Below are 11,844 nucleotides of genomic sequence, written 5' to 3'. Positions count from 1 at the left end.
GTCATCTCCCGCTCGACCGAGCGCTGCGGATGCGCTCACGCAGCCGATCGATCTCGCCGTCCGTGAGCTCGGCGTCGGAGATCTTGAGCAGTGCAGTCATCGCCTGCTCGTGAGACCCGTCGAAGAAGGTGCTGATGACGTGCTGCAGCGCGTCTTCCTGAGCGCGCTCGGCGCTCTTCGCGGGGAGGTAGACATAACGAGGTCCATCGTCGCGGTGCGTGATCAGTCCTTTCTCGCTGAGAATACGAAGAATGGAGCGCACCGCGGAATACGTCGGCGGATCGGGGAGGTCGGCCATTACTTCCGACACGGTCGCCTCGCTGCGACGGAACAAGATGTCCATCACCTGGCGCTCACGACGGGTGAGCCCTTCGTCAGTCTTATGCGGCGACACCAGCAGACCTCTCGATTCGGGGTGTGTTGATTTTTCAACATCATACCAGAAAAGTCAAGGGGTTTACAAATAGGTCAATAGTTGCCTGGCAAATGGACTGTTCGTCCCCCTAGCGGCGGCCAGAAGGTAGAGCCCGCCGATGTGAACTCGATCACACCCACTCCTTTTGGAGGACGGATCATGCGGAAGTTCGCCATCGTTCTGACTTCGCTCGCGTCGCTGGGAGTCGTTGCGTCTGCTCAGGCGCAGCAAGGCCCGAGCATCAACGACGTCGCCGGCTACGTGGCCCTGTCGGGCACGCCGGTCGGCGCGATGACGCCGGTCGTCACCAGCGCAATGCTCGGAAGAATCGCCAAGGGCTACTCGATCGCGGGCCAGTACGGCCACGTGTCCGACAACGCCCTCGGCTTCAACTCCTTCGGCGCGTCCATTTCGATGCCCGTGAGCGGTTTCTCGCTCGGGGGCAGCCTCGGCTTCTTCAGCCCGAGCGCGCAGGGATCGAAGAGCAACATGATGCTCGGCCTGAATGCCGAGACGAACCTCGGCGCCTGGGCGCTGGGTAATGGAAAGGATGCCAACCTCTTCACCATGAGTGCACGTGCTGACTTCGGCTGGGCCAATCCGCAGGATCTTGGTCTGCTCTCGTTCAGCGCTGGCGTGCCCCTCGCGCTCGTGCTCAAGAGCGGCGACATGACCTTCGCTCCGTTCGTTACGCCTGGCCTCGGCTGGGGCCGTATGAGCCCGACCGGTGGCACGTCGGAGAGCGGCACGCGCTTCATGACCGGCGCTGGCCTCGGCTTCTCGCACCGCAATGGTTGGGGCGCGAGCCTTGGCATTCAGAAAGTCTACATCGATCAGGGCAAGATGGTCTTCGGTCTGAACCTGTCCTACGGGATCTAAGCACAGAGCAGTTTCGCAGACCCGAAAACAAGAAATTCGCGTGTCACGGAAGTCTCGTGACACGCGAATTTTTTCGTCTGGAAATCAGTTACCGCGCTGAAACGGATTGACAGGTGCTGCCGGTGTTCGGGGTACAGACGTATCCAGGCCCGCGCAGCACCTGTCCCGCTTTTGCCCCTGTGTGCCGACCACGATCGATCGTGACGACGCCATTCACGAGCACCCAGTCGATCCCCGTCGGAAACTCCATCGGGCTCTCGTAAGTGGCCTTGTCCTGGAGCTGATCGAGATCGAAGATCGTCACGTCAGCCCAGTTCCCGTCTCGAATCGCGCCGCGATTCGCCAATCGCATCCGGGTCGCCGGCCACGACGTCATCTTGCGGATCGCATCCTCGAGCGTGAGTACATGCCGCTCCTTCACATAACGAGCGATGACACGCGGGAAATTCCCGAAGCTGCGTGGATGCGGCAGTCCAGTCTCGTCCGGTTCGCCGTAGGTGAGGATTGCGCCTGCGTCGCTGCCGATGCTCGTCCACGGAAAGCGCAGCGCGGTCTCGATGTCCTGCTCTCCCATCATGTGGTAGATCGCCATCACGCGGTCCTGCCCCTGCGCTACGAGATCGAACGCGACGTCGGACGGATCCCTTCCGGTCTCCTTCGCAATCTGGGCGATGCTCTTGTTCTCGTACTTCTTGTTCGCGGGATTGCGCGCGTTTACGAGGACGATGCCCTCCCATCCTCCCGCAGCCTCGATGATGTTCCACCAACCAGCAACGCCCGTCTGTTGCTCGTGCTTGAGTCGAGCGCGAATCGTTGGATTGGCCAGACGCGCTTTGAGCGAATCGATGCCACCCGCGAAGGCCCAACTCGGAATCGTGGCCTCGAGCCCCGTGCCGCCCGCCGTATAGACGTACATATCGGCGGCGACGTCGACGCCTCGCGCCCGTGCCGCATCGACCTCGGCGCGAACCGAATCCATCAGCACGCCCCATCCCGGCTGATATGCAACCTTGAGATGGAAGATTTCGACGGGCATGCCGGCCCGCTCGCCGACGGCGATCGCCTCGCCAACGGCTTGCACGACTTCCTTCCCTTCTCCACGAATGTGACTGGCATAGATGCCGCCTAACGGCGCGGCGGCCTTCGCTACCTCGACCAGCTCATCGGTCGTCGCGTAGCTCGACGGCGGATAGATGAGCGCCGTCGTCATGCCCATCGCGCCCGCGTGCATCGCCGTGTCCATAATTGCACGCATCCGATCGAGCTCCGCCGCCGTCGGGGCCCGCGCCGAGCGACCCAGGACCGCGACGCGCGTCTGCGTCTCGCTGAAGTACGTGCCAAAGTTGATGCTGATCCCCTGTCTCTCGAGGGTCGCGAAGTATTCGCCGATGCGCGACGCGGGCACCGGCGTTCCACCTTCACCGCCGATTGCAGTCGTCACGCCCTCGCGCAGTTTGTTCTGGGCGAGCCCGTTCCGCGGTAACACGCCGCCTGACTGATCCATCATGTCGATCCAGCCCGGCGAAACGTACTTGCCCCTCGCGTCGATTTCGGTCTTGCCGTGTCCGGCAACGCGGCCGATGCGAGCGAAGTGACCGTCCTTGATCGCCACGTCGGCGGCGATCCATGGATTCCCTTCGCCGTCGAGCACGCGCCCGTTGCGGATCACGACGTCGTAAACCGTGTCTGACGCCTGACTACGGGCCGTCGATGAGAGCGTCGCGGCGAGCGCGAGAACAAACATCAATTGTCGGTGCATGATCTGCATGGAAGGAGGATTGACCCGCGGATAATGCCGCTCGTCCATCGAAGGGGCAATTCCCCGTCGCCAGTCGGGTCCTCGACCCAGAGGCAGGAGATGTGGACTCGGAAAATTGCCTGGCTCGCGTTCATCGCGCTTTTGCTGATCGTGGTCGCCATTGGCGCCGGGATGGTCAACCGCGCAATAAGCTTTACGTTGCTGCCGAAGCCGGAGCCGCCACGCGTGAGCCACGATCTCGTCGTCCAGCAGCTTCAGGACGTCGCCAAGCTCGTATCCACGGAGATGACGCTTCGCGACGTCGTCGTGTACGATGCCTCTCGTTATGGCTTCACGAAGCGCGCATTGCTCGTCGTGACCGGCAAGGTGAGCGCCGGGATCGATCTCGGCACCGCGACCGACGTCCGCATCGATCAGGAGGCCCGCCGCATAACGATTACACTACCGCGAGCGCGCCTCATGTCCGTCGAGGTGCTCGACGTCCGGACATACGACGAAAGCGCGGGACTCTTCAATCCGTTCCGGCCGGAAGACCGCGATGCTATTCAGCGTCAGGTGCGACACCAGCTCTACACCGCGGGCGAGGAGTCGGGTCTTCTCGTTCACGCTGATAGTGCTGCGTCGAGGGCGCTGAGGGACCTGCTCAGCCGAGATGGTTACAGCGTCGAGATTGTGCGGAGTACGGCGCTGCAACCCGCAACGGGACAGTAGTTAGCGCAAGGCGCGCCAGAGTAAACCAGCAGTGAGAATCCCGGAATTCAATCCGGGATTCACGTGCCCCGTCCCACCATTGGACGTGTGGTGCCAGAGATAGCCAAGGCGCAGTGATTCCACCGATCTCAAGCGCAGCTCGAGGGTTGGTCCCGCCGACGCGGTGAAATTGAATCGCGCCGCAAGCGGATCGGGCACGCGTCGGTCGAACCATAGACCGCCACCGGCCGCTTCAATCGTCAGGCGCGCCCGTCCATTTCCCACACCCAGCGACCACCCAATCGGCGCGAGGCCGAATCCGTACACGTTGTGCGGGATCGGCGTCGCTCCGGGGCAAAACGTCGTTGGCTGGCAGCGCGAGTCCCACTGATACTCCGGCATACCCGTCGACACCGCCGCCGGAATGACGTCGATGAAATAGGTCACCCGCACCGGAGACGCGTCGTCTCCACCGACCTGCCATCCGAAGCGCGCGCTCGCGAGGTAGAAGTCACGATAGCCCACCGCGCCCGTGCGCGTGCGGAACGCCGAGTGTCGGGCCGCGGCAATCCAGCCGCCGTACGTGGATGGCGCCCGGAGCATGAGCGTCGGCAGCCCGCCGTCGCTCGTATCCTTGGTCGCGGCCGACGCCTGAGCAGCGGCACGCTGGACGCCACCTAAGACAAGAATCAGCGTCGCGAGCGCTGCGGCACACGAAAGACAGGTTTTCCTGGCCATGGACCGTGTAAGCTACTCACTGTAACGGTTCGCGTCTCGCGAGCCCTCGAACCCGAAACCATGCGCAACATGCAGACCCAAGGGGTTGCGGTGATCACCGGCGCGAGCAGCGGCATCGGCGCGGCGCTTGCGCGGAGACTCGGCCAGAAGGGGTTCCGGCTCGTTCTAGGCGCGAGAAGAGGCGACGCGTTGCGCGCTCTCAGTAATGAGATACCCTCGGATACCCTCCCCGTCGTCACCGATGTCACGCGGCGCGCCGACGTCGAGCGTCTTCGCGACGAAGCGATCCACGCTTTCGGCTCCGTGGACATCTGGGTCAATAACGCGGGGCGCGGCATCAACGCTTCCGTCCTCGAGCTCACTGACGAGCAATTCGACCTGATGATGGCCGTGAACGTGAAGTCGGCTTTGTACGGAATGCAGGCGATCGTTCCGCACTTCAAGGACCGCGGCGGCGGTCATCTCATCAACGTTTCGACATTCCTCTCTCGCGTCCCGGTCGCGACCTATCGCTCCGCGTACAACGCAGCGAAGGCCGCGCTCAATTCGCTCACAGCGAATCTCCGAATGGATCTGCGCCGAGAGTATCCCGGCATCAATGTGTCACTCGTTATGCCGGGCATGGTGACGACGGAGTTCGCACGCAATGCACTTGGCGGGACGCCGGCGGTAACATGGGCGTCGCATCCCGGCGGTGGCGGACCTCAAGTGCAAACTGCCGACGACGCGGCCGCCGCGATCGAGTCGCTCATCGATTCACCGCGCGAGGAGATCTACACGCAGCGCGGTCAGCCAGACACGGTCGTACGGTATTTCCAGGATGTGGGGGCTTTCGAGCGGGGCCTTGGGTGAGGGGCTAGGGAATCGGGGCTAGGGGATAGCGGACCCTGAGCCTAGCCCCTGGCCTCTAGCCCCTCACTCCTAGCTTCTCAGACCCCAAGCGTCGCGACCGTCGTCAGCGGCAGCCTAGCGATAAACCGGGTGTCGCCGGGCTTGGATTCGAGCGTCAACTCACCGCCGTGCAGATCGGTGACGATGCGGCGCGTGATGTCGAGGCCGAGTCCCGTTCCGTGTCCGGGCTCCTTCGTTGTGAAGAACGGCTCGAACACGCGCTCCTGAAGCGCCTCGGGTATCCCGGGCCCGTTATCCCGCACCTCGACCTGCACCCAGCCATCATCGCGCGATGCTCGAATGACAACGCGTCCCTTCTCCCCAAGCGGAGCGACAGCGTCGAGTGCGTTGTCGATGAGATGCGACCAGGCCTGATTCAGATCGCCGGGATACGCGCGCATGCGCGGCAACTGAACGTCCAATTCACGCGTGAGGGTCGCGCCCCGCTCGCGAAAGCGACTCGCGAAGAGCGCAATCGTCGCATCGAGCCCTTGCCGAAGGTCGACCTCGCTCATATCTCGGCCACGATCGCGATTGGTGTATCCCTTCACCGCGTCGACAATCTCCGCGACGCGCGTTCCAGCGTGCTCCACCGACGTGAACAGCGCCTCGAGCGCCAATCCCGATTCGAGCCAGCGAAGCGCCGGTGATTGTGCCGCGTCAGGCATGCCCGTCATCGCCCTCGAAAGCGCGGACGCGTCGAAGCCCGCGTCGACGAACGTCGCGGCATACGCCCACGAATCCGTGAGACCCACCTCCCGGAGCCAGGCGTCCATGGTCTCAATGTTGTCGCTTCGCGTCAGCGGATCGATCGTCCGGCGCTCCGGACCCACACTGCGACGTAGCTCCTCGAGTCGCATGAGTGCGTCCGGCGACGCACCGCACCGTACCAGCTCAACGACGAGTTCTCCTCGCTGGCGGAGCCGACGACCTGCGTCCGCAAACGATCCGAGAATTGCGGACACAGGATTGTTCAATTCGTGAGCGATCCCAGCCGAGAGCTTGCCGAGCGCGAGCAGCCGTTCGATTTGGGCTTCGCGCCGAGTCGCGTCGCGGACGCGATCGGCGAGGAATGCGACAAAGCGTGGCGCCAACACTGGTATCCGCTGCAGGAGCTCGGGGAAGAGCGCCCGCGGAAATCGACCGACGATCGCGTGCGTCGCCGCGCGGCCATTCCCCACGAACTGCTTCATCCTCGAGAAGGGTATGACGCCCGCGATGTCGCCCGCGTGAAAGACGTACGCCGGCACGTTCGATCCGAGCTGCTCACGCCGCACCTCGACCGTACCCTGGATGCCGATGAACATCCATTCGGCCGGCTGGCCGGAGACGAGGAGCAGCTGTCTCGGCGCGAGCTCGACGCGTTCGGTGTTCGCCGCAATCCACGCGAGCTCGTCGGGTCGGAGATCGGCAAAGATCTGGACGCAACGCAGCGCCTCCGCGTCGATCGCACCGGCACTTGGCGCAATGGCGACGAAGGAGGCTGCCGACGTCGGGAATGATTCGAAGGACTCCGTAGTCATCGTCGAGGTAGCGTGATTCAGGGAAAGTTAGCGTCCGAGGAAGCCCCGCGTTGACAGCCCCCGTACCCATATGTAGGATTTCTTCCTATCGATAGGTAGAAGCTCTTCATATAGACTTGGCAGGGGCGCGTGGCGCGTGACGAAGGCCGTAATGAGAAGGAAGAGCTGCTCAAGGGCACTCTCGATATGCTGATTCTGCAAACGCTCACGCTGCAGTCGATGCATGGCTACGCCATCGCGCAGCACATCGAGCGCCTCTCGGGTGACGTGCTGACGGTGGAACAGGGCTCGCTCTACCCCGCGCTCGAGCGCCTGCAAAAGAAAGGCTGGGTCACGTCGAAGTGGGGACCCTCGCCAACCGGGCGGCGCGCACGCTATTACACCCTCACGCCGGCGGGGCGGCGCCAGCTCGGCGCCGAGATCACGAGCTTCGACCGCGTGCTCGCGGCGATACAGCGCATCCTCGAGCGCGCCTAGGGCACATGTCGCTCCTCGACGGGCTTCGCCATCGTCTGCGGGTGTTCGTTCAGCAGCGGTCTTACGACCGGGAGATCGACGAAGAGCTCCGTTTCCATCTCTCGCTCGAGGCGATGCAGCAGCAACACGCCGGACGCGGCATCCTGTCGCCTCAGGACGCACGCGATCGGGCGCGGCGGCGCTTCGGCAATCCCACCTACCATAAAGAGGAGACTCGCCACATGTCCGGCCTCGACTTCGTCGACATGGCGCGGCAGGACGTGCGCTTCGCGCTCCGGACGCTGCGACGGACCCCTGGGTTCACGGCGGTCGCCATTCTCACGCTGGCGTTAGGCATCGGCGCCAACACGGCGATCTTCAGCGCTGTCGACGCGATGCTGCTGCGCCAACTGCCGTACCGCGAACCGGATCGGCTCATGCTCGTCAGCTTGACCGTTGCCGCCCGGCACGGTGAGCCGGCGCATGACAACGACTGGTCCTACCTCAAAGCCAACGCGTTTCGCGACGCGCAACGCGACTACACCGACCTCGCGCTCTCGAGCGGCGAGTCGGTGACACTGCGCCTCGGCCAGGCCACTCGGGAGCACGCCGAAGTCGTCGACGAGCATTACCTACCGACGCTGGGCATTCACCCATTCCTCGGGCGGAATTTTCTCTCCGACGAGAACTTGCCTAACGGGAAGCGCTCGGTGCTCGTGAGTTACGCCTTCTGGCAAGGGCGCCTCAATGCGGATCCGACTGTGCTCGGCCGAACCCTCGACATCGAGGGAGCGCCCTACACGGTAATTGGCGTCATGCCGACCGGCTTCCGCGGCCTTACGGGCCAAGGCGATTTCTGGATGACGATCGGTGCGCGCCGGCCCTACATGTTCGAGCCGAACGAGGCGTGGGATCACGAGTTCACGATGGTCGCCCGTTTGGCGACGGGCATCAGCGCTCGTCGTGCGCGCAGCGACGCGGCCTTGCTGGGGACGCGCGTGAATTACGCCTTCCCCTCGGATGGCACGCCGGGATGGGGCGCGACGGCACGCCCGCTCGATGGCGCGCGAGTCGATCCCATCGTGCGCCGATCACTGCTCGTGCTGCTCGGTGCCGTCGGGTTCGTCCTTCTCGTTGCGTGTGCCAATCTCGCGAACCTCTTCCTCGTGCGCGCGTCGACACGGCAGCGTGAGATCGCCGTGCGATTGGCGATTGGCGCGTCGCGGCGGCGTCTCGTCAGGCAACTTCTCACCGAGAGTGTTGTGCTCTCGACGCTCGGGGCGGTGGCGAGCGTCGGCGTCGCCTGGTGGGGCGCGCACCTGCTATCGACCTTGAGCCCAGAGCGAGCGCTTGGCCCGCATCGCCTCGCCGGCCTCGGTGCGGTCAACTTCAGCACGATTCGGCTCGACTGGCGCGGGTTGGCCTTCGCGGGCACGGTCGCCGTGATGACCGGTTTGCTGTTCGGTCTGGTGCCCGCGTTGCAGGCAACGCGGCCATCGTTGACCGACGCGCTGAAGGAAGGGTCGGCCGAGCCGCCGGTGCGTGGCGGACTGTTTCGACGCCTAACAACACGCAACTGTCTCGTCGTGCTCGAGCTTGCGCTCGCGCTCGTCCTACTCGCCGGCTCGGGTGTCATGATCCGCAGTTTCGCGAAGCTCACTGGCGTCGATCCGGGCTTCGATGCGCGCCGGGTGTTAACCCTGCGCATGAATAGCCCCGCGCACGGCAACGCGACCGACTCGTTGCCGGCACTCTATCAATCCCTCCTTGCCAGCCTCCGCGCGTTGCCTGGCGTCGAGTCGGTCGCGCTCGGTGACTGCCCGCCCCTCGCGGGAGGCTGCAACAGCACCGTGATCTGGCTCGGCGGCCGAGCGAAAGAAATCACAGGAAAGGAGCCTCAGATCGGAGTCCATTGGGTAACACCGGACTGGTTCAAGGTGATGCGCGTCCCGCTTTTTGCCGGGCGCGTCTTCACCGACGCCGATGGCCGCGGCGCCCGCAAGGCTCTTCTCGTGAACGCCACGGCGGCGCGTCGCCTCTGGCCTAACGAGTCGCCGATCGGCAAGATAGTCGGCATCGGCATGGGTGGATTCGACACCGCGTACGTCGTTGGCGTCGTCGGCGATGTGCGATTTCATACGATCGATTCGGTGCCCGCGTTCGATGCGTACGTCTCCTACTATCAAGCACCGCGTCCATCCGCGATCGTCTACCTTCGCACCGTTGCGGATCCAACGACGCTCGCCAGGCCGGCGCGATCGCTGATTGGCGACTTGGTTCCTGCGGCGCCCGTATACGACGTGCGCACCCTCGCGTCGCGTGTTGACGATGCCTCGGCGCAGGCACAATTCAGCTCGGTCCTCCTGGCGCTCTTCGCGGCATCGGCGCTCGTGCTCGCGGCAGTGGGCGTCTACGGGGTCGTGGCGTTCGGCGTCAAGCAGCGCACGCGTGAGATCGGCATTCGCGTTGCGCTCGGCGCCGAGCAGAGCGAAGTGTTGCGCTTGATCGTTAGGCAGGGCGTTCGCCTCGCGTTAACGGGTGTCGGACTGGGATTGCTTGCGGCGTTCGCGGCGACGCGTGCGCTCGGCGCGCTGCTGTTCGATGTCGCACCGTCCGACCCGCTGACGTTCGGCATCGTCGCAGCCCTGCTCGGACTCGCGGCGCTCACCGCGAGCTGGATCCCCGCACGCCGGGCGGCGCGACTCGATCCTTCGACGGCCCTTCGCGATTGAGCGAAGCTGGCGAACGTTCCCATGGGGGGCGTTCGGCACTGGGAGGCGTCGCTTCGTCACAGGCAGGTGGACAGCGCCTCGCAGCGCGGTAGCTTCGCGACGATGATCCGGGACACCCCAGCGCCTAACGACGACGACCTGTCATTCGCCGACCGCACCATGACGCGACGCGATGCGCTCCGCCTCGCGATTGCGCTCGCTGGGGTCGTCATCGACGGTTGTCGCTCGACACCGGCCACGGATGCCCCGCGACAAGCGCCCGGGCGGCTGACGGCTCGACCCGGCAGGCCACGCCTGTCCCCCGTGATCGGTCGCAGCTCGTTAGGTCTCGCCTCGGGCCGCGATGGCATCGTGTATGTCCCCGAGAGGTACAATCCCAGTAGGCCCGCGCCGCTCGTACTCATGCTCCATGGCGCCGGGCAATCGGCGGAGATCGGCATCGCTCCGTTTCTGCCGCTCGCCGACGCCGCTGGGGTCGTGCTCGTCGCGCCCGACTCGCGGGGCCGCACGTGGGATTTTCTCTACGGACCGTACAGCGTCGATGTGGCGTTCATCGATCGCGCGCTCGGGCACGTCTTCGAGCAGTGCGCCATCGATCCGTCGCGCGTCGTCATCGAGGGCTTTTCCGACGGCGCGTCGTACGCCTTGTCGTTAGGTATCACGAATGGCGACCTGTTCTCGCGCGTGATCGCCTTCTCGCCCTGTATCCTCGCGCCCGCGGCGCAGGTCGGACACCCCCTCGTATTCATCTCGCACGGCACGAACGATCGCATTCTTCCGATCGACGGTTGTGGCCGCCGCCTCGCGACCCGCCTAACGAACGCGGGCTACGTGGTCGAGCTCAAGGAGTTCGTCGGTCCGCACACGGTGCCGCCCGACGTGGCGAAGGCGGCGATTGAATGGATCCAGAATAAGCAGAGGGGCTAGGGGCAAGGTCGAACACCCTAGCCCCCAACCCCTAGACTCTAGCCCCTTGTTCAGCTCTTCAGCGTCGAATCCTTGATCGCCTGTGCCTTCGTCAAGTGATCCTGCACTTTGGCTGTCGCCTTGGTGAGCATGTCCTTCAGCTGCGGATTGGTCGTGGCGTTCTGCGCCTGTTGCAGCTTGTCGAGCACCGCCTTGTGGCCATCGATTTCCTTGTCGATGAAGTCCTTATCCCAGTCGTTGCCCTTCGGCTTCGTCTGAAGATCCTTCATCTCGTCGAGCGCATTCTTCTGTAAATCGATGACGTCGTTCTTCGTCGAATCGGCCGTGATGTTGTTCTTCTTCGCGAACGAGGTGCCCTCGTGGAGCATCGCCGTGTGATCGGACACCATCAGCCGACCAAAAGACTTCACCTTCGCGTTGGTCGCCTTCGTCTCGGCGAGCTTCCCTTCGGCGATCTCGCCCTTGTTCGCCGCCGTGGCAAAGGCGAGGATCTGACCGTCCGTCCATCCGCCATTCGCGTTCGCATTCGGAGTCGCATTCGCATTGGTGCTGTCCATTCGCGCGCGATTCGCCGAGTCCGATCCCGTTGCGACCGCTCCGGCCGCTGACGTGGTGTCTGTCGTTGCACTTTTCGGCTTGCAGGCAACGAGTAGCGTCGCGGCCGCGAGCGCGCTGATGCACTGACGCCCGAGTGTCGTGGGCATGGGGGTTCCTCCAGGGTCCGTTGAAATGGCCGGTCGTCCTCAACGACGCCGGTACACAGCGGAGGCTCGGTTGAGCAAGAAGCGTACTGATCGTAGATATCGCGCCCCGATTCGAGCCGCGACCCGAGCG

At 64.2% G+C, this 11,844-nt stretch carries 11 protein-coding genes; 6 read left to right on the top strand and 5 right to left on the bottom strand.

Features of this window, described 5'->3' with window-relative positions; genetic code table 11:
- Position 1 precedes the first annotated feature (1 nt).
- Positions 2 to 394, bottom strand: coding sequence for a BlaI/MecI/CopY family transcriptional regulator (locus tag VGH98_06835; protein ID HEY2375676.1), 393 nt, complete (start codon positions 392 to 394; stop codon positions 2 to 4).
- A gap of 180 nt (positions 395 to 574) precedes the next feature.
- Between VGH98_06835 and VGH98_06830 the strand changes: the two genes are divergently transcribed.
- Positions 575 to 1,294: an outer membrane beta-barrel protein gene (locus VGH98_06830; GenBank protein ID HEY2375675.1), complete on the top strand. Its 720-nt coding sequence runs from the start codon at positions 575 to 577 to the stop codon at positions 1,292 to 1,294.
- A gap of 88 nt (positions 1,295 to 1,382) precedes the next feature.
- On the opposite strand, the gene VGH98_06825 is transcribed toward VGH98_06830, so the two are convergent.
- The gene (locus tag VGH98_06825) at positions 1,383 to 3,053 is read right to left on the bottom strand and encodes an amidohydrolase family protein (GenBank protein HEY2375674.1); all 1,671 of its coding nucleotides are present in this window, start codon (positions 3,051 to 3,053) and stop codon (positions 1,383 to 1,385) included.
- A gap of 99 nt (positions 3,054 to 3,152) precedes the next feature.
- On the opposite strand from VGH98_06825, the gene VGH98_06820 reads away from it, so the two are divergent.
- Complete coding sequence (locus tag VGH98_06820) at positions 3,153 to 3,764, top strand: DUF4230 domain-containing protein (GenBank protein HEY2375673.1); 612 nt, start codon at positions 3,153 to 3,155, stop codon at positions 3,762 to 3,764.
- Here the strand turns inward: VGH98_06820 and VGH98_06815 are convergent, their stop codons facing one another.
- Positions 3,765 to 4,481: an acyloxyacyl hydrolase gene (locus tag VGH98_06815; GenBank protein HEY2375672.1), complete on the bottom strand. Its 717-nt coding sequence runs from the start codon at positions 4,479 to 4,481 to the stop codon at positions 3,765 to 3,767. It lies immediately after the preceding gene.
- Positions 4,482 to 4,541: 60 nt separating this feature from the next.
- On the opposite strand from VGH98_06815, the gene VGH98_06810 reads away from it, so the two are divergent.
- A complete protein-coding gene (locus VGH98_06810) occupies positions 4,542 to 5,333 on the top strand; it encodes an SDR family oxidoreductase (protein HEY2375671.1) in 792 nt (263 codons plus the stop codon).
- A 77-nt stretch (positions 5,334 to 5,410) separates the two neighbouring features.
- On the opposite strand, the gene VGH98_06805 is transcribed toward VGH98_06810, so the two are convergent.
- Positions 5,411 to 6,895, bottom strand: coding sequence for an ATP-binding protein (locus VGH98_06805; protein HEY2375670.1), 1,485 nt, complete (start codon positions 6,893 to 6,895; stop codon positions 5,411 to 5,413).
- A 129-nt stretch (positions 6,896 to 7,024) separates the two neighbouring features.
- Here VGH98_06805 and VGH98_06800 point away from each other — a divergent pair, with 129 nt between their 5' ends.
- The 3 genes from VGH98_06800 (at position 7,025) to VGH98_06790 (ending at position 11,010) form a co-directional block, all read left to right on the top strand.
- Positions 7,025 to 7,372 carry a PadR family transcriptional regulator gene (locus tag VGH98_06800; GenBank protein ID HEY2375669.1) on the top strand — a complete coding sequence of 116 codons (348 nt, stop codon included), beginning with the start codon at positions 7,025 to 7,027 and terminating at the stop codon, positions 7,370 to 7,372.
- A 5-nt stretch (positions 7,373 to 7,377) separates the two neighbouring features.
- Entirely contained in the window at positions 7,378 to 10,083 is a 2,706-nt protein-coding gene (locus VGH98_06795; protein ID HEY2375668.1) for an ABC transporter permease, read from the top strand.
- A gap of 102 nt (positions 10,084 to 10,185) precedes the next feature.
- Complete coding sequence (locus tag VGH98_06790; protein ID HEY2375667.1) at positions 10,186 to 11,010, top strand: alpha/beta hydrolase-fold protein; 825 nt, start codon at positions 10,186 to 10,188, stop codon at positions 11,008 to 11,010.
- 50 nt (positions 11,011 to 11,060) lie between these two features.
- Here VGH98_06790 and VGH98_06785 read toward each other — a convergent pair whose 3' ends face one another.
- Entirely contained in the window at positions 11,061 to 11,714 is a 654-nt protein-coding gene (locus tag VGH98_06785; GenBank protein ID HEY2375666.1) for a DUF4142 domain-containing protein, read from the bottom strand.
- Between the last annotated feature and the right edge of the window lie 130 nt (positions 11,715 to 11,844).

It is taken from the genome of Gemmatimonadaceae bacterium (assembly GCA_036496605.1).
GTDB lineage: Bacteria > Gemmatimonadota > Gemmatimonadetes > Gemmatimonadales > Gemmatimonadaceae > AG2.
The sequence above is the reverse complement of the archived record's forward strand: the minus strand, read 5'-3'. Positions and strand labels throughout refer to the sequence as shown.

What these genes read in the sequence shown, in the direction of transcription:
- VGH98_06810 (HEY2375671.1), top strand. Translation starts at nt 4,542, where the DNA reads ATGCGCAACATGCAGACCCAAGGGGTTGCGGTGATCACCGGCGCGAGC.
- VGH98_06815 (HEY2375672.1), bottom strand. Translation starts at nt 4,481, where the DNA reads ATGGCCAGGAAAACCTGTCTTTCGTGTGCCGCAGCGCTCGCGACGCTG.
- VGH98_06820 (HEY2375673.1), top strand. Translation starts at nt 3,153, where the DNA reads ATGTGGACTCGGAAAATTGCCTGGCTCGCGTTCATCGCGCTTTTGCTG.
- VGH98_06790 (HEY2375667.1), top strand. Translation starts at nt 10,186, where the DNA reads ATGATCCGGGACACCCCAGCGCCTAACGACGACGACCTGTCATTCGCC.
- VGH98_06785 (HEY2375666.1), bottom strand. Translation starts at nt 11,714, where the DNA reads ATGCCCACGACACTCGGGCGTCAGTGCATCAGCGCGCTCGCGGCCGCG.
- VGH98_06830 (HEY2375675.1), top strand. Translation starts at nt 575, where the DNA reads ATGCGGAAGTTCGCCATCGTTCTGACTTCGCTCGCGTCGCTGGGAGTC.
- VGH98_06795 (HEY2375668.1), top strand. Translation starts at nt 7,378, where the DNA reads ATGTCGCTCCTCGACGGGCTTCGCCATCGTCTGCGGGTGTTCGTTCAG.
- VGH98_06825 (HEY2375674.1), bottom strand. Translation starts at nt 3,053, where the DNA reads ATGCACCGACAATTGATGTTTGTTCTCGCGCTCGCCGCGACGCTCTCA.
- VGH98_06805 (HEY2375670.1), bottom strand. Translation starts at nt 6,895, where the DNA reads ATGACTACGGAGTCCTTCGAATCATTCCCGACGTCGGCAGCCTCCTTC.